The organism is Bacteroides sp. 43_46, from assembly GCF_001915455.1.
In the GTDB taxonomy this organism is placed as follows: Bacteria; Bacteroidota; Bacteroidia; order Bacteroidales; family Bacteroidaceae; genus Bacteroides; species Bacteroides caccae.
The window spans coordinates 51,474-70,141 of sequence record NZ_MNQN01000047.1 but is presented as its reverse complement, the minus strand read 5'-3'; the positions used below and the strand labels follow the sequence as shown (position 1 = coordinate 70,141).

The window sequence follows — 18,668 nt, the reverse complement described above, 5'->3', positions numbered from 1 at the left end:
GCGTTAAATCTTCGTCCTTTAGAATGTACCATTAAAGATTAAGGCCATATTTCTGACTTATTACTTGCAAAATATTGAGTTAGAAATGCAGGGCAACGATATGACTATGATACATCTCTTCGTTACAATAAATATAGCTTCCGTGCTAATATGGATTTTAATGTAACAAAGTCTACTGTTCTGAATGTAAATCTGGCCAATATATATGAGAAGTTTTATGGTCCCGGTGTAGAGAAAGATAAAATCTGGTCGAGAGCTTTCGAAGCTTCTCCCGGTGTTTATCCTAAAGAATATTCAGACGGAACTCTTTCTTATCCGAGTATGCAAGGTGGCGAGAATCCTTGGAATCTTTTAGTTCATTCCGGATATCGCGAACAATTTTGGAATTCCGCACAGTCACTTATCGGAATCAATCAGGATTTAGGAGATTTAGTCACCAAAGGGCTAACAGCTTCTATTAAATTTTCCTGGGATGCGGTTAATACTAACACCATTGTTCGTTCTAAAACACCGAATCAATATTATGCTAAGGGTCGTGATGAAGACGGGAATTTGATTTTTGGTAGTCCTATTGTGACCGGAACAGACGAATTAGGACTTAGTGAAAGTGGTAGTGGTTCCATTACTACCTATTTGGAAGGTAGTATCAACTATAATCGGTTGTTTGCCGAAAAACATCGTGTAGGTGCCATGCTTTTATACAATCATAAGGTTACAAACAAGAAACTGACTTATAGCAAAACCCTTTCATTACCTTATAAATATCAAGGACTTGCCGGGCGTGTGACTTATGCTTTTAAGGATACTTATTTTGCTGAATTTAATATGGGATATAACGGTTCGGAAAACTTTGCCAAGGGACATCGGTTCGGATTTTTCCCGGCTTATGCTGTCGGTTGGATGATTTCTAATGAGAAATTCTGGGAACCAATTCTTCCGGTTGTCAGTGAATTGAAATTGAAAGCGTCCTATGGTAGTGTGGGAAATGACGCGATTGGTGGAGACCGGTGGATTTATCAATCAACTATCAGCACCAACAATGGGTGGAATTATGGTGAGAATGGAAGTGAAGGAGGCGGAGGTATCCAAGTCGGAAATGTTGAAAATTTAAATGTCAGTTGGGAAAAAGCTTATAAAACCAATTTGGGATTTGAAATGAGACTGTTTGACAGAATTAAGATACAAGCTGATTATTTTCATGAAAAACGTGAAGGGGTATTTATTAACCGACAAGGACTTCCGGCTATCGTCGGACTGACAACAAAACCGAAAACCAATATCGGGGCGTCTGTTAACCGGGGAGTGGATGCAACACTCGAATATGAGGAAAAAGTCGGAGAGGTGTTTTTGACCGGGCGGGCTAATTTTACATTCAACCGGAATAAATTACTGAATAACGACGAAGTAGAACACCTTTATAAATATCAAAACAGTATTGGAAAAACATTCGGAACTGGAGGAAACCATACTTTCGGACTTATAGCTGAAGGATTGTTTCAAAGCCAGGAAGAAATAGACAATGCTCCTGAACAGAATTTTGGAACTTATCGTGTGGGTGATGTCAGATACAGAGACGTTAATGGAGACGGAGTGGTTGATACATATGATAAAGTGGCTTTAGGATATACAAATATTCCGGAGATTACTTATGGTTTCGGACTGACTGCCCAATGGAGAAGCTGGGATATCAATGCTTTCTTCCAGGGAATAGCTCATTGTACTTTCTATATTGGCGGCACTGCAATGCGTCCTTTCTCTACCGGTAATATTAATCAAAGTGCAATCAATGCTGATATTTACGATCATGTGTGGAAGACAACCAATACACCGGAACAGAACCAGGCTGCTTACTATCCCAGATTGAGTGAAGCCGGTGGGGAAGGTTCTACTAACAATAACCAGACATCTACACTTACTATGCGGGACGGGCGCTTCTTGCGACTGAAAAATTTTGAAATTGGATACACTATTCCCAAGTCTATTCTTGAAAAAACGTTTATCAAATCTACCCGTATTTATGTCTCAGGGAGTAATTTGCTGACCTTTAGTAAATTCAAATTATGGGATCCGGAAACCGGAAGTTCAGACGGAGGTATTTATCCTCCATTAAGAGTTTTCACAATAGGTTTGAACGCTAAATTCTAATATAATATGAAACGATATATGAAAAAAATAACTAAATACTGTTCTTCTTTGTTTGTGTGTGCCTTACTGCTGTCACAAACATCATGTGACTCTTTTCTGGATAGACAGGAAGATGAAGCGCTGACTTTGGATAAAGTGTGGGAAACCCGTGCGGATTCACGTAAATATTGGTTAACTACTATGAGTTTCTTACCGGATGACGCTAATGATTTCCAATATACTCCATGGAGCGGGGCAGCTGATGAAGTAACAGTTTCAATGCGGGACCGTGAATATCATATTATGACTTCCGGAGCTTGGAATCCGTCAAATGTACCTTACGAACGTATGAGTACTTATTATAGAGGGATACGTGAGTGTAACATATTTTTAGCTAATATTGATCGTTGTACTGACCCGTTGTTGAGCAATGATGAAAAAGAACAGTGGAAGGTACAAACTCGTTTTGCACGTTGTTATTACTATTTTCTGATGATGAGAATCTACGGACCGGTATTCATTCTGCATGATGAGCTACTTGATTTTACAAAAAGTGCAGCTGAGCTGGAACGTCCCCGTAATACATGGGATGAATGTGTGAATTATGTAATAGGTGAGTTGAATTCGTTGATTGATAGCCCGTATATGAAGTCTAATTGGACTTCCAGTACAGAAAAGGGCTTGGCTACCAAAGGTGCTTGCCAAGCCATAATCTCACGCTTGACTCTTTATTCTGCACGTGATTTGTTTAATGGAAATACGATGTATGCCTCTGTTAAAAATCCTGATGGAACGAATCTATTTCCGCAGAATTATGATGCGGCAAAGTGGAAAACGGCAGCAGATGCAGCATACAAGATCATTGATGGCAATCTTTACCAATTATATCACTCTGATGATGATGATCCGTATGATAATTATTATGGCATAACACAAGAAAAGTGGAACAGTGAGTTAATATGGACTACCGGTTCGAAAGGGCGTTTTATAATGTCGGCTCATACATGTCCTACTTCCGTTGCAGGTAGTTCTTCTTGGGGATTTGTCGGGGTTACTCAGCAACAAGTGGATGCCTATCCAATGGCAAAGACAGGTAGGTTTCCTATTACAGGTTATGAATCAGACGGTAGTCCTATAGTTGATCAGGAGTCTGGTTATCCTATGGACGAGATGGCTTATACTGATTTCGTCTATCCTGCATGGGGAGGAGCTGCTTCTTACAAACTGAATACTGTAAAGATGTGTACGGAAAGAGATCCGCGTTTTTATGTAACAGTTTTCTTTAGTGGGAGCAAATGGCATCATGGTAATGAAATGACACTTACTTCTTTTGCTCATGGGGCCAACGGCTATACTTCGGACGCTCGTCCTAAGTCTGGTTTTTTGGTGAATCGCTTTTATGACCATACGGCTAATTCGGCAAATGGACAATGGGGAGAAATTACTTTTCCGACTTTCCGGTTGGGAGAAATTTACTTGAATTTTATAGAGGCTGTGTTAGAATGTAAAATTAGAGGGGTGAATATCCCGGCTAATTATTATACCAAAGCAATGGAAGTGTGGCAAGAGCTGAGAGCAAGAGTTGCTCTGCCGTCTATTACTGAATCTTATCCTCATGCTGATGATAATGAATTACTTGATTTATGCCGTAAAGAACGTCGTGTAGAGCTGGCTTTCGAAAATCATCGTTTTTTTGATACTCGTACTTGGAAAATCGCTGAAGAATGTGACGGGGGTAAGATGTGGGGTATGAATGTGGAAACTACCGGAAGCGGTGATGTAACTCCTGATAGTTTTTGGGAAAGAACAGTGTTTGAAAAACGTGTATTCAAAAAACAACATTACTTGTATCCGTTTACTCAGACAGAAATCAGCTTGAACAAACAACTGACACAAAATTATGGGTGGTAATTTCGTAAATCAACAAAAAGAAAACTGTATGAAAAACAATATATTTAAAATCATCATCTTTTTTCTCGCATTAGTGTCATTAGGCGCTTGTGATGATGGATGTGAGGATTATCTGGATCAATATGAGTCTATTCTCTATTTTAAAAATAATGGAGAGCAGCATGTTACTATTTATGATACAAGTAATGAAGCCAGTTGTGAATTCACCGTTATTAGGGCCGGATATAATTCAAAGAAATATTCAACAGTTGATGTTTCTGTTTTAGATGCTGTTAATATACAAATTTATAATGCAGAAAATGAAACGGATTATAAATTGTTACCTGATAACTGTTTCAAGCTGGAAACACCAACATTGGCGTTTGAAGATACCGATAACCACAAAAAGGTAAAAGCGTTTTTCTATATTGATAAAATTAAAGAATTGGATAAGGCCAACTATATTTTGCCACTTGTCTTGAATAATTCTAGTGATGATATCAATATTGATAAAAGGCAAATATTTATTGTTCCGGATATTGTCACCCCTTATCTCTATTTTGAAAAATCAGGTTATCAGCCTTATAAAGCGGAAGAAGGTGGGGAAACAAGTTTCGATATTACTATACCTATAAGTATGCCGATGGAAAATAATTGGAATTTTGATTGCACTTTAAAGATTAATCCTGAATTGTTGACTGCTTATAATGAGACTAATCATGCAGATTTCGAATTACTACCGGATAATTGTTATACTTTAGCAGAAAAGGTTTCGTTCGTTTCCGGAAAAAGTACAAGTATCGCTACGGTTAAAATTAATATTCCGGATGATTTGAAATTTGGTAAATACATGTTACCGATAGAATTGTCCGAATGTAGTATGCCTACATTTGACATTAAAGAAGGGGTAAATACTTATCTGGCTGGTATCGTATATCAGAAGCATATTGATATAACAGAATTAAAAGAGATCAAACTGACAGAAAGCATGATCTCCAGTAATGCGAGAACCGAAGATTTTGAATCATTGGATCCACGTACGCAACTTGTCAATATCATTGATGGAGATATCAATACCTCCTTCCATTCGTATTGGGCATTTCATGGTTATCCTAGTGATTTCTCGGAATTCCCATATATACAGGTTGAATTGCCTCATGTGTATAGTGGTTTTAAATTTAGCTATATCACTAGAACCGCCGCAAATGGTTCTAACAATGGTAATGCAAATCCGCAAGAGCTCAATATTTATACAAGTGAGAATGGAATAGACTTTACTTTATTGAAAACTTTAAGTGATGATCTGCCATTGTCAGAAATGGGAGCCACTTATGAATCGGAACTTATGGTGCCAATGTCTGGTTCGTTCAGATATCTGCGTATTGAATCGACTCATTCTAAAGAGTCAATACTGAATGCTATAGCTATTGCCGAGTTAAATTTATGGGTTGCGGAATAAATCAAATAATATACTTATAAATTAAAAATGTATGGATAAACAAGATATACAAAGAATCAAAAGCTTAATTTTGGTTATGCTTATATGCTGCATGCCGGTCTTCTGTGGATGCAATGATGAAGATGAAAATCATTCTATACCTCAATTGGAAATAGCGGAAGAATTTCTAATACAGGATTTCGATAACAAAAAACATGATATCGAAATACCGGTAATTACCAATTTATCCAAAGATGAATGGCGTATTACATCTTCTGCCCCAAACTGGTGTATGGCGACGAAAGTTATTGACGAAAACATGGTGCGTCTGTATATTCCTGCCAGTGAAGAACCAGAGGTCAGAGAAGCAGTAGTAAAAGTTGTTTCGACAGTCAAAGAATATACTATCAAGGTTCGGCAACTAGGATATGGTCCGGCAATTTTGGTTACTCCGCTTACTGCTACCACATTATCTGCCGACGGTGGAGATGTAAGACTTAAAATTACATCCAATATAGATTATAAGGTCAATATACCAGAAGTCTGTGATTGGTTGAACGAGACGACTATTCCTGATACACGTGCCCTGAGTAGTAAAGAACATACTTTCCATATTGATAATTATGCGATGTACGGAGAGGTGCGTTCTGCTTCTATTCATTTTGATAATGAGAAATATGAAGGCGTAGCGGCTGAATGTGTTATTCAACAAAAACCGTTGGAACCCAATACCGATGATGTTGAACCGGGAGGAGATGTTATGTTCAAACCTATCGGTGGAACTGCCAGTCAGCATCAACCGGGACAAGAAATAGAAAAATGTTGGGATGGACTTGGTGGAAATAATTTTTATCATAGTCCTTGGGCTGCGGGAGCCACGAAATTCCCTGTCATTCTTGAGTTTGATTTTGACGGAACACATACATTGGATTATTTTGTTTATACTCCGCGAAGTACCGGAGGAGGTCATTGGGGGATATTTGACCTGTATTATGCGACACAAGACACACCTGAATATATTCTTCTGGGTTCATACGATTTCAAGAAGTCAACTTCGCAGACTAAACTTGCTATGGATAAACCATTAGCAAAGATCACTAAATTAAAGGTTGTAATCAATACCGCAAAAGATGATTATGTAAACTGTGAAGAAATCGAATTTTATGAGATGAAATCAGGCTTGAGTGAACAAGAGAAACAGCTGTTAAGTGTATTTACAGATCTCACTTGTAGCGAAGTGCGTCCGGAGGCAACTATGCAACAAATTCAAGCATTGCCCGGCTATTTTATCAATATAGCTATGCAACTGAAAAACGGCACTTATGATACTTGGGAAAAGAAATTCCGAATTCAGGAATACAAACCTTATAGTACTCCTAATAATTGGGCTGATAAACTGTATATGAAATCATACACTGATTTGGATAATCCTACTGGTATCTATGTAAATTCAGGTGATGAATTAATAGTCATGGTAGGAGAAACTTATGGGAATACTATTAGTTTACAAGCGATTCGATCCTCCAATTTGAGTGGAGACAAATACATGTTGAATGAAGGTATCAACAAACTCCAAATGAAGGGTGATGGTATGTTGTTTGTTATGTATAACACCGAACTAACTTCGGAGAATGCGAAGCCTGTAAAGATTCATATACCATTGACTTCCGGTACAGTTAGCGGTTATTTTGATTTGGAAAGGGATAAGACTGATGCTGTTTACACGGAACTTCTCCAAAAGGCGACCTATGAATACTTTCTTATTAAGGGAAATGAAATGTTACTGAATTTTCATCGTACCAAGTTACTTCAGTGGCAGCCGAATTCTATAGTTGAGTATATCACTATGTTTGATCATTTTGTGAACTGGCAATACGAACTATTGGGCTTGGAGGATATTCGTCCTGCATTGTTCAATAATCATGTGAATGGTTCTTCGATCAATGATGATAGCTATATGTGGGCCGGTAACGGACAAATAGGTTTCGGGATTAATGCATTGGACGAATTTATGCCTACTGAAAAGTTATATACCGAACGACGCTGCTGGGGCCCTGCCCATGAAATCGGTCACCTTCACCAGGGAGCTATTGCCTGGACCGGTTGTTTTGAGTCATCCAATAACCTCTTTTCAAATTATGTACTTTATAAAATAGGGAGAGAATGTTCAAACGGAGCTCCGTTGAGCGTATTGGCAGACAGGAAACTGAATAACCGTCCTTTCTGTAATTTCCTTGGCGATCCCAAGAAGGAAGATACGGAAATTCATATGCGTATATACTGGCAATTATGGCTTTATTTCCACCGATGCGGTATCAAATCCGATTTCTACCCGGAATTATTCAAGAAATTGCGTAATAATAGAAACTTGAATAATATCCCTGTAGGAGAACGACAAATGCAATTTGTGAAATATGCCAGTGACATAGCTCAAAAGAATTTGGCAGATTTCTTTGATATGTGGGGATTTATGACTCCGGTAGACGAAACTATCGAACAATATGGGCCAAATCGCTATACTGTCACCAATGCAATGATTGCAGAAACTAGAGAATACACTTCCAAATATCCGAATCCTCAACCTTTCTACTATATTGAAGATCGGAAAGACGGAGATGCAGGTTTGGAAAGTCTGGGACTGACTGGTAAAATAGGGGATGTAGGGCACTATACTCAGTTTAAAGAGAATCAAAAGATAACCAAGACCCCGACTTATAGTGTCAGTGGACAGCAAGTAACCATAATTAACGGTAATGAAGCGGTAGCTTTTGAAATCTGGAAAGACGGAGAACGAAAATACTTCTCTAACTTCCTGAAATTCACTTTACCCGACGAACTTCCTGTCAGCCAATGTACTATCAGAGCCGTACAAGCAGACGGTAAACTGATAACTGTTGAACGTTCCAAATAAAATGTATATAAGTAATGATTATCAGATGTTTATTAATGCTTTGGATTACTGTGCTCGTCACTGGGTGCACACTGAAAGATGAAGAACAAATTATCACCGAGGCGTGGCATTCCGGAGAAACTCTACCTGTCGAAATCGGGAAGAAATATCCTCCTGCTCCCATTGCCATGACGATAGATAAAGGATATAATGTCCTTATTGATCTTTCGCATCAATGTTCGTTCAATTTCATGTGGGGATTGCCGGATATGTTACACCAGAAAGGATTTCGTAGTGTATCGTCACAAGCCTCACTCGGTAGTGTCCTGGATGAGAAGGGGGTGTCCCGTATCCGTATTCCATATGATCCGGAACGTAAGATTTATCCTTTTGCCTGGTATCCTAATTTTAGATATAACGTAATCATTACTTTTCAGAATGACCCTTCTGCTCCGGTTTATACGGAGCAGGAGTGTCTCTTGCTCAAAGATTTTGTATCTGAGGGAGGTGGCTTGATTATTCTGGCTGATCCTGTAAAAGCAGAACAGGTCGATAATTGGTCTCTGAACCGGTTGCTCAAGAATTTTGATGCAAGTTATACCAAAGATTATCAGAACTATAAGAATCGTCGGCATATTGGTTTGGCTCTTTCAGAACAGTGGATACCTTGGGAAATGGGGAGTGACAGTTTGCCTATCCGCGCTTACCGTGAATATGGTAAGGGACGTATAGCAGTCGGTACGGCTTTAGATGATTTTCTAAGTAATGGAGAAGCGGGAAGTGCTTTTGTTGACCAAATAATGGACTGGTTATGTGAGAAACAGGTTCCGGTGGGAGGAGAGCCTCGTTTGCCCCAAACAATGGGTGGTGGCGGAGCTATCTATCCGGAATTGGAAAGTGTTATTAATGGTATGGTCACTTATTATGCGCCTACTGTTAACCATACTCTTCTTGAATGTATAAAAAAAGAATTCTTTAGGATAAACGATACATTGTTGCAATGGTATCCGTCTCGGCAAACCGAGGAACCGATGTTTCTCGTTCTCTCTGCCGGAAGTGGAGGAGGCTGGGCTGTCAACAGTTTCTTTCCTAAGGAGAATGGTATTATTAGTCAAGATTCAGCCAGTCTGATTTCTATTTATGGACATGAACTGGCACATACACTGGCAGGCCCGGTCAACGAGAAAGGACAAGCGGCTGGTGATGTACCTTTTGGAAATCAGGGAGAAGCACATGCCGGTTGGTTTCAAGGGAAAGTAGAGGCACTTTATAATGAGGAACTCCGGCAACATGCGAATAAAAAGTGCGAAGATTTCTTCCGTTCTTCCGAATTCAGACAACTAGACTTAAAAAGATATACAAATGACGGAGAGTATGCCAAGCAATTTTCTTACGGGGCAGGCTGGTATAAACTTTGGTATATCTGGCAACGTTTGGACGACACATATGGAAATACTTGGTATGCCCGGTGGAAACATATCCAGTATACCCGTTGGAAAAACGATCCGATGCGACTTCTGACTTGGGAAGAGATGATAGAGGACATGAGTCTTGCAACAGGACACGATCTATTTCCCTTTTTCATATCTTTAAATACAGGTCTGGAACGTCGTGAAATGGGTGAAGTTATTTATGAAGGTAAGAAAGTGAAACTATCCGGAGCAGTTATCCCGATAATAGAACCGGGTAATGTATGCCTGAACCCAATCGAAAATTATAAAACGATAAAATTTGAATAAACATGAAGAAATTGATTTTATATACTTTAATTTTATTTCTTATGTCTTGTCGGTCTACGCAAGAGGTAGACACCTCCGTTTATATGGATGCCAAACAACCTGTAGACAAAAGAGTGGAAGCATTGCTTGCGCAGATGACATTGGAGGAAAAGATAGGGCAAATGGATATGGTTACCGTATGGGATAAAGAGGCCATATTTAAGAATGGATATTATGATTTCGGTGCATGGCTGGCGGATTTGGAGCCTGAAGAATGCAATCAACTACAAAAACTGTCCGAACAAACCCGTCTGAAGATTCCTTATCTTATAGGCATGGACGCGGCACATGGATATGCAATGCTTACGGGCAGAACGATTTTCCCGACTTCCATAAGCATGGCCGCTACTTTCAACCGGGAATTAATTTATCGCACGACTTCGAAGGCCGGTGAAGAAATCCGTTCCTCCGGTATACATTGGGCATTTGCTCCTTGTATAGATATCGTTCAGGATGCCCGTTGGGGAAGGACCGGTGAAACCTATGGCGAAGATCCTTTTCTGACAAGCGAATTGGTTAAAGAGGCTATACGGGGGTACCAGGGCAATGAAAATCCTTTTAAGAAAGTGGCTGTTTCAGTCAAACATCTGGTGGGGGGAGGCGCATCCGTCGGAGGATGTAATCATGCTAGTGCCGAACTGTCTGAACGGGCACTCCGTTCGTATTTTCTGCCTCCCTTCAAGGCAGCCATAGAGGCCGGATGTATGACTATTATGCCCGGACATAATGATATTGCAGGAGTGCCGGTACATGCGTCCAAGTGGTTGTTGACTGATATAATCAAGCAGGAGTATGGTTTTAAAGGCTTTTTTATCAGTGATATGGGAGATGTGGAGAATTTGGCTACTTCTTTGCATCAGATAGCTGAAAATCAGAAAGAGGCTGTTTGTAAGTCGGTCAATGCCGGTTTGGATATGCATATGTATTCTGCTGACTCGGCACGCTTTGTACGTCCGCTCGTAGAGTTAGTCAGGGAAAAGAAAGTATCTCCCCGGCGTATTGATGATGCTGTCAGAAGAATCTTGAAGATTAAATTCGAGCTGGGATTGTTTGAGAAGCGTTATGTATCTCCTGAAGAAGATAGTTATGGTAGCAAAGAGAACAAAGCATTGGCTTTGGAAGCTGCTAGAGAAGCCATTGTCTTGCTTAAAAATGACCGGCAAATCCTACCTCTTGACAGGACTAAATACAAGAAGATTTTAGTTACCGGACCGAATGCTGACAATCAAAGTATTTTGGGTGACTGGTCTATCTTTCAACCGGATGACCACGTAACTACTATTCTGGAGGGTATTCAGGCGGCAGCCTCTCCCGAGCAGTCGATCTTATACAGCAATAGCGGACGGATTAAGGCAAAGAAATCTGATCTGTCGGTAAATACTACCGATCCTGCTATCCAGAAGAAGCTGATAACCGAAGGCGGCGGCATCTCTGATTACAGTATTGATGATGCTGTCCGAAAGGCCCGGCAGTCCGATTTGGCAATTGTTGCAATTGGAGGATATGGAATACGTTCGGAATGGGGATTAAGAACTTATGGAGAATCGGCGGACCGTCCTTCAATAGATTTCTACGGACGACAGTTGGAGCTGGTCCAAGCAATACATGCCACTGGTACTCCCGTAGTTATCGTCATTGTAAATGGCAAACCTCTAAATAACGAATGGATAACCAAAAACATCCCAACCATAGTAGATGTGTGGGAACCGGGAATGTATGGCGGACAAGCTTTAGCTGAAATATTATTTGGAGAAGTGAATCCTTCGGGCAAATTGCCAATTACCATTCCCAAACATGCCGGTCAAATCCCAATGTATTATTATCAAAGACCTTCCAGATATTGGACGGGTTATGGTTTGGGTTCTTCCAGAGAAGATGAAAAACCTGCATTTTGTTTCGGTCATGGATTAAGCTATACGAGTTATGAATATTCAGGATTGAAAATCGACAGTGTCATTCCTCAAACTCAGGATATTGAATTTACATTTACTGTTAAGAATACGGGAAATATGGCAGGAAAAGAAACCGCTTTAGTATTTATACGTGATTGTGTTTCTAGTGTTGTAACGCCTGTTGCCTGCCTGAAAGGTTTTGAGAAAGTGAGTCTGAATCCGGGAGAATCTAAGGATATTCGGATAGTCATTCCTTATTCCGATTTAGGACTTTGGAATGAAGATATGAAATATGTTGTCGAATCCGGGAAGTTCAACCTGATGATAGGTCGTTCGGTGGAGGACATACGGATCAAAAAAGACTTTTTTATAAAATAATCAAATGATACGTTAGAGTTAGAACTGAAAAAATATAGAATTATGAGAAATAAGATACTGTTTTTTATACTCTTAACCTTTTGTTTGGGATTGTCGGCACAGCATCGCATGGTAAATACGGCTGTGACCGAACAAACAGGAAAGAAGGTTTCCAAATTACTTAAGACTAATCATCGAATGCTTAATCCTATTTCTCCTCCGGGCGTGTATATTGCCGATCCGGAGGCCAGGCAGATGCCTGATGGGCGTGTCTATGTATATGGTTCGCGTGATGAGCCGACAAATGTCTGGTGTTCGCATACCTATGATGTGTTATCGACTTCTGATTTGATAAATTGGGATGTGGAACAGTTTTCTTTCGCTACAAAAGGTATAGGGAAACAAGTCGACTATACCGACCAGTTGCTTTATGCTCCGGATTGTATCTATCACAACGGCAAATACTATTTATACTATTGCCTGACGAATGAAAAGGAAGATGAAGGTGTTGCCGTATCTTCTTCTCCTTATGGACCTTTTAAAGAGGGAAAAGCCATAGCCGGAATTCATGGAATTGATCCTTCGGTCTTTATAGATGATGACGGGCAAGCTTATTTATTCTGGGGACAAGCCAATGCCAAAGGAGCTAAACTGAGTAAGGATATGTTATCTATCGAAGGTGAAGTACATGAGAAACTGTTGACTTATAATGAACATGCATTCAATGAAGGCAGTTCGGTCCGTAAACGGAATGGCATCTACTATTATGTATATGCCGGGCACCAGCGTCACGGTGAATCTAATTGTGCTACCCTGAACTATGCTACGGCTACTTCTCCATTAGGTCCTTATACATATCGGGGAGTAATTATAGACAATTGGGGGAGTGACCGGAATTTAGTGAACAATCACGGTTCTATTGCTGAAATAGATGGGCAGTGGTATATCTTTTATCATCGGCCTACCCATGCTAGTTCATCTATGCGCAAGGTTTGTATGGAACCCATTGTATTTAATCCGGACGGAACTATCAATGAAGTAGAAATGACCACTCAAGGTTGTGGGGGGCCTATTAATCCTTTATTGCGTATGGATGCGGCGAGGGCTTGTCTTTTGTCGGGGCATACCACGGTAGTTGTTCGGCGTCCGGCACATAGCAATCCGGTAGAATATTTGTCGGCTATACGGAATGGAGATTGTGCTTACTGGAAATATTTCGATTTTACAGGAATGGAGGTGAATTCTTTCATTTGCAAAACATGGGGAAAGAATGCTGCCGGTACTATTGAAATCCGTTTGGATAAACCGGATGGAGAACTGATTGGTACTTGTGAGCTGCAACCGATGAATGGGGATGTTGCCTATTCCATTCACCGGACAAAAGTGAAACCGGTGACCGGTGTTCATGCATTGGTGCTGGTGTTCAAGAACAATGATCCGTCTATGACCGGGCAGGATTTTATGAATCTGGAGTGGTTTATGTTTGAAAATCATGACCGCTAATTCAGATGTATGGGGTAAAACACCTCTTTGAATATAGAAAAATAACTTAAATAACTTCTATTATATGCAGCTTAAAAGACTCTCTTTTCTATTATTGTTTATATGTGGATATTTAACTTGTGTGCAAAGTCAGACAACGGTACTTAATCCTCAAACGGACAAGAAACTTCTAAAACAGTTTCAAGATGCCAAACTGGGTTTGTTCATTCATTGGATGGCTTGTCATTCACCCGGTACAGGAGATTCCTGGGCTATTGGTAATGGTACTCCTAAAAGTGTGGCGGACTCTATTACCATGAAATGGAATCCTCAGAATTTCAATCCTAAAGAGATTGTAAATGTAGCTGTTCAGGCTGGATGTAAATATATGGTAGTCATTTCAAAACACCATGACGGGTTTTGCATTTGGCCGAGCGAATATTCTATCTTTGATATAGACCGCATACCTTTCAAGCGAGATATTTTGAAGGAATTGGGTGAAGAATGTCGGAAACAGGGATTGCTTTATGGCATTTACTATTCAATAGCAGACATTGATTATTGCGGTTGGAACTCTATGGCACAAGTTGGAAGAGAAATAAAAGAACCGAAATATGGGCGGGAAGATTTTATCCGGTTTGTGCATAACCAGACAAAAGAACTGATAGACCGTTACCAGCCGGATATCTTGTGGTTTGACGGCTTTTGGCTGGATCCTCTTTGGACTGCAAAAGAAGGAAATGATTTATATCAGTATATCAAGAAACTAAAAAGTAATACGTTATCTACTCGTCTGGCTATTACCAGAGGAGAGGACGGGCATGAAACTTTCTGGACAGACGGCTCATCGGGCGACTACTTCTCAATAGAAGCCAAAACAACAGATGCTCCCCCGTTTCCATGGGAAGCATGTACCAGCGTCACTTATCCGGTATATGCTTACGAACCTGATGCTAAGATGCTGACAGCAGACGAACTGATCGGAATGTTTAGTAAAACACTTTGCGGTAACGGTAATCTATTAGTGAATATCGGACCTAAACCTACCGGAGAGATGCCCGAAGAACAAGTGGAACGGTTATATGAATTGACGAAATGGATCAACCGGAATAGAGAAGCTGTGTATGATACACATGGAGGTCCTTTCAAGCAAACTGATGAAATAGGAAGTACCTATAAAGATGAGTATATATACTTGCATTTACGGAAACCGGTTTCTACCCTTCGGATAAATTCTTTGGAAGGCTATCAGATAACCAAAGCTTTTGATTTGTCAACAGGTAAAAGGATTAAGATTCAACGAAAGAATAATGAGGTCATCTTATCCTTGCCGGCTTGGGAGAAAGGACGACAAATACCTGTCATTGCCTTAAAGCTCGATAGAGAATATCGTTTTGTAAAATGGTTGCCGTTTGTATTGCTGAAGTAATTGTTTTTTCTATCTTTGTGACCACTGGAAAAACAATTAAGGATTTGCTTTATGACGAATGTAATAGAAATGATGACCTCTCTGTATCCGGTTTCTGATGATACAATACAACTATTGAAGGATAATGTGACACTTTGCCATTTCCCTAAAAAATATCAATTGATAAAGGCTAATCAATATAGCAGATCAGCTTATTTCATCGAAAAAGGAATGACCCGCTCTTATTGGCTGGTCAACGGAGAGGAAATCACTACCTCCTTCTCGTGTGAAGGAGGGATTGTTTTCAGCATGGATGAATTATATTATAATAAAATGAGTGAGGAATTTGTGGAAACGCTTGAAGACGTGGTTGCCTATAAAATAGCACTATCTGATTTGATCCGGCTTTTTCAGACCAATATCGAACTGGCTAATTGGGGAAGGATCATTCATCAGAATGAATATCGACGCTTACACCGTTCACACAAAGATCGCCTGACTTTGTCGGCCAAAGAGCGATATGAGGAATTTATGCAGCAGTTTCCTCAGATATGCCAGCGGGTACAATTAGGATATATTGCCTCTTATCTTGGAATAACCCTTCCGACACTTAGCCGCCTTAGAAGCCGGAAATAATTTCTGGTAGGGGCGTATTTTGATGTAGGACAATTTTTTTAATAACTAACTTCTGTAACTTTGGGCCCTCATCAGTGATACGCAAAATAATAATCTAATTTATAAATTTATCATGCAAAACATCTCTTCTTCTGCTGCATTTGCAGATAGTAAACCCCATTATGAACTCCTTGACGGCTTGAGAGGAATCGCTGCTCTTTTGGTTATATGGTATCATATATTTGAAGGCTTTGCCACAAGTCCCATAGACCAGCGGTTCAATCACGGCTATTTGGCCGTCGATTTCTTTTTTATCCTGTCGGGATTCGTTGTTGGTTACGCTTATGACGACCGTTGGAAAACAACGATGAACACAAAAGACTTTTTCAAACGCAGGTTAATCCGTTTGCATCCAATGGTTATCCTGGGAGCTGTTTTAGGTGCTATTACGTTTTGTATACAAGGTTGTGAGAAGTGGGACGGTACGCAGGTCAGCATATCTATGGTGATGCTTGCATTGCTTCTCAATCTTTTCTTGATTCCGGCTGTACCCGGTTCGGGTTCCGAAGTTCGTGGAAATGGAGAAATGTATCCTTTGAACGGTCCGAGTTGGTCTTTGTTTTTCGAGTATATAGGGAATATTCTGTATGCCCTGTTTATCCGCCGGTTCTCGACTAAACAGCTGACCGTGCTTGTCATTCTGGCGGTGATCGGACTGGCTTCATTTGCTGTATGCAATCTTTCCGGTTATGGGCATTTAGGTGTAGGTTGGTCATTGCTGGATTATAATCTGCTCGGAGGATTTCTGCGTTTGCTGTTTGCTTTTTCCGCAGGGTTGTTGATGTCGCGTATTTTTAAACCGGTCAAGATTAGAGGAGCTTTCTGGATATGTAGTATTGCGATTGCTGTTCTACTGTCTATACCACATATCGGTGGTATGGAAGCTTCGTGGATGAATGGTATTTATGACTCTGTATGTACCATTATTCTTTTCCCGATCCTTGTTTACCTGGGTGCCTCCGGAAAAACGACAGATAAAGGGACTTCCGGAATTTGCAAATTCCTGGGAGATATATCCTATCCCTTGTACATCGTTCATTATCCTTTTATGTATTTGTATTATGCCTGGTTGTGGAGTGGGGAAAAACTCACTTTCTCCGATACATGGCCGGTGGCTTTGATAGTATTCTTCGGAAATATCCTGTTGGCATACCTCTGTCTGAAGCTGTATGATGAACCTGTAAGAAAGTGGCTGACTAAGAAGTTTCTGGCTAAGAAACAGGCCTGATATATATAAGAAATAGTCCCGTTCATCGGGACTATTTCTTATATTCGTGAACCATTTATTTTAATATCACTATCAGGCAATAGTCTTTTAATACGTTCAATTCCTTCTTTGCTTATTTTCCCGAATAACTCTAAATGTTCAATTTTTATCTTTGATATTTCATCCGGTATATCAATCTGATTAATGAATCTTATTTCCAATTTCTTTATTTCAGTGAGTTCTAACAAAACAGAAGGAAATTCTTTCACTCTAATAGAAATGCCACGACCGAAACCTGTACCTTGTGTATCTGCCATTAATTTGTTTTTCACTTTGTTGTTAGTGAGGTCTTTCTTTCTGATCATCCAACTGATTTGTGGTCGTAGAGCGAAGTTTCTTTTATTCTGTTCAAGCCCGACGAAGCCTGCCCAAAGTTCCAACGGAGTTTCTGTAACTGTATTGTTATATACTTCCTGATATTTTAAATCTACTTTTACTATTTCATCAGGCAGACTGTCTGTGCCTTCCAGTTGTTTTAGATTGTTCCTTTGTCCTTTTTTGTCATAAGGAAAGAATTTCACTATCCAGCCGTCGATCATATTAGGAGCGCCATACTTCTCTTGCGAATGATATTTAAACATATTGCGCCAAAAGCCTTTATTAATTTCGCCTTTGGATGCTTTTACAAATTCCTCCAGAAGAGGTTCCAGCTCGGAGATCCACCATTCGAGCTTATATCCTTTCAAACTTTTAGCCTTACTTAGCACCTTCTCCCAATCTTCAGGTGTACCTTCGAGGGTTATTTCCGGGATTCCGCAAACAATGCGTATAACAATAAACTCAAAATAAGGCTTCACGGATTCCATGATTGTTATTTCAGAGGCAATTTTCTCTAAAGGTGTTGTTGTTGAGAAGTTGCAAGTCAGGGTTTCAACCAGGCTATTTCCTACTTGTTTTTTTATTTGTTCTGTAAATTGAGGGAAGATCTCATTCCATGAAAGAGTAGGATCTTCCAACTGTTTATCTGTCTTAACAATCAACGATTGTTTTCCGGAGAAATCGACGATATAATCTCGCATTGCTTCTTGATTAGCGTTGATATGTCGTGCAAAGCCTTGGCTGATTAACAACCAGATCATGTCCGGAGATAACACAAACGGTCTGTGGTCCGCATAAGCCTGATACATACCTTGAAAGAAAGAATGGTAGCGATAAGATACCAGGCTGTCGGGAGCTTCGCTTTTTGCGATGATATTGAACGGCGGATTCTTTTCCTGCTTTTCAACTTCTTTTGAAAAAACTTCGGTTTCGGACATGATAAGTCTTTTGTAGATATCGTCGTAAGATTGCAAATAAAGGAAGTTTTCGGGAGTTGAAAGCTTTTCTATTTTGAAAGTAATTCTTTTTTGAGCAAATGCGGAAATGCTGCAAAGCATTATTAATACGCAAAATAGTATTTTTTTCATAATATTGAAGTATATAGTACTGTGATATAAACTTTTCAGGTGCGCCTGTGGTTTCAATAGA

10 protein-coding genes and 1 pseudogene are annotated in these 18,668 nt (G+C 39.9%); 10 read left to right on the top strand and 1 reads right to left on the bottom strand.

The window, feature by feature from the left end; all coding sequences use genetic code 11:
• Positions 1 to 81: 81 nt before the first annotated feature.
• The 10 genes and pseudogenes from BHV72_RS05270 to BHV72_RS05225 all read left to right on the top strand — a co-directional run.
• Positions 82 to 2,145 (top strand): annotated as a pseudogene (locus BHV72_RS05270) (SusC/RagA family TonB-linked outer membrane protein); the annotation flags it as partial.
• Positions 2,146 to 2,151: 6 nt separating this feature from the next.
• A complete protein-coding gene (locus BHV72_RS05265) occupies positions 2,152 to 4,035 on the top strand; it encodes a RagB/SusD family nutrient uptake outer membrane protein (RefSeq protein WP_149921616.1) in 1,884 nt (627 codons plus the stop codon).
• Between the two features lie 28 nt (positions 4,036 to 4,063).
• The gene (locus tag BHV72_RS05260) at positions 4,064 to 5,473 is read left to right on the top strand and encodes a DUF1735 domain-containing protein (RefSeq protein ID WP_240049962.1); all 1,410 of its coding nucleotides are present in this window, start codon (positions 4,064 to 4,066) and stop codon (positions 5,471 to 5,473) included.
• Positions 5,474 to 5,504: 31 nt separating this feature from the next.
• Positions 5,505 to 8,363 carry a M60 family metallopeptidase gene (locus BHV72_RS05255; RefSeq protein WP_286855024.1) on the top strand — a complete coding sequence of 953 codons (2,859 nt, stop codon included), beginning with the start codon at positions 5,505 to 5,507 and terminating at the stop codon, positions 8,361 to 8,363.
• Positions 8,364 to 8,377: 14 nt separating this feature from the next.
• A complete protein-coding gene (locus BHV72_RS05250; RefSeq protein ID WP_286855023.1) occupies positions 8,378 to 10,081 on the top strand; it encodes a hypothetical protein in 1,704 nt (567 codons plus the stop codon).
• A 2-nt stretch (positions 10,082 to 10,083) separates the two neighbouring features.
• Positions 10,084 to 12,390, top strand: a complete 2,307-nt coding sequence (locus tag BHV72_RS05245) for a glycoside hydrolase family 3 N-terminal domain-containing protein (RefSeq protein ID WP_286855022.1) — start codon at positions 10,084 to 10,086, stop codon at positions 12,388 to 12,390.
• Positions 12,391 to 12,432: 42 nt separating this feature from the next.
• Positions 12,433 to 13,872: a family 43 glycosylhydrolase gene (locus tag BHV72_RS05240; protein WP_286855021.1), complete on the top strand. Its 1,440-nt coding sequence runs from the start codon at positions 12,433 to 12,435 to the stop codon at positions 13,870 to 13,872.
• Between the two features lie 121 nt (positions 13,873 to 13,993).
• Positions 13,994 to 15,280 carry an alpha-L-fucosidase gene (locus BHV72_RS05235; RefSeq protein ID WP_224241536.1) on the top strand — a complete coding sequence of 429 codons (1,287 nt, stop codon included), beginning with the start codon at positions 13,994 to 13,996 and terminating at the stop codon, positions 15,278 to 15,280.
• Between the two features lie 51 nt (positions 15,281 to 15,331).
• Positions 15,332 to 15,895, top strand: coding sequence for a Crp/Fnr family transcriptional regulator (locus tag BHV72_RS05230; protein ID WP_005680254.1), 564 nt, complete (start codon positions 15,332 to 15,334; stop codon positions 15,893 to 15,895).
• Between the two features lie 112 nt (positions 15,896 to 16,007).
• Complete coding sequence (locus BHV72_RS05225) at positions 16,008 to 17,162, top strand: acyltransferase family protein (protein WP_286855020.1); 1,155 nt, start codon at positions 16,008 to 16,010, stop codon at positions 17,160 to 17,162.
• A 38-nt stretch (positions 17,163 to 17,200) separates the two neighbouring features.
• Here the strand turns inward: BHV72_RS05225 and BHV72_RS05220 are convergent, their stop codons facing one another.
• The gene (locus BHV72_RS05220) at positions 17,201 to 18,607 is read right to left on the bottom strand and encodes a DUF4419 domain-containing protein (RefSeq protein ID WP_182426354.1); all 1,407 of its coding nucleotides are present in this window, start codon (positions 18,605 to 18,607) and stop codon (positions 17,201 to 17,203) included.
• Between the last annotated feature and the right edge of the window lie 61 nt (positions 18,608 to 18,668).

Coding starts and splice junctions, on each gene's coding strand:
- BHV72_RS05265 (WP_149921616.1), top strand. CDS start 2,152: ATGAAACGATATATGAAAAAAATAACTAAATACTGTTCTTCTTTGTTT.
- BHV72_RS05260 (WP_240049962.1), top strand. CDS start 4,064: ATGAAAAACAATATATTTAAAATCATCATCTTTTTTCTCGCATTAGTG.
- BHV72_RS05255 (WP_286855024.1), top strand. CDS start 5,505: ATGGATAAACAAGATATACAAAGAATCAAAAGCTTAATTTTGGTTATG.
- BHV72_RS05250 (WP_286855023.1), top strand. CDS start 8,378: ATGATTATCAGATGTTTATTAATGCTTTGGATTACTGTGCTCGTCACT.
- BHV72_RS05245 (WP_286855022.1), top strand. CDS start 10,084: ATGAAGAAATTGATTTTATATACTTTAATTTTATTTCTTATGTCTTGT.
- BHV72_RS05240 (WP_286855021.1), top strand. CDS start 12,433: ATGAGAAATAAGATACTGTTTTTTATACTCTTAACCTTTTGTTTGGGA.
- BHV72_RS05230 (WP_005680254.1), top strand. CDS start 15,332: ATGACGAATGTAATAGAAATGATGACCTCTCTGTATCCGGTTTCTGAT.
- BHV72_RS05225 (WP_286855020.1), top strand. CDS start 16,008: ATGCAAAACATCTCTTCTTCTGCTGCATTTGCAGATAGTAAACCCCAT.
- BHV72_RS05220 (WP_182426354.1), bottom strand. CDS start 18,607: ATGAAAAAAATACTATTTTGCGTATTAATAATGCTTTGCAGCATTTCC.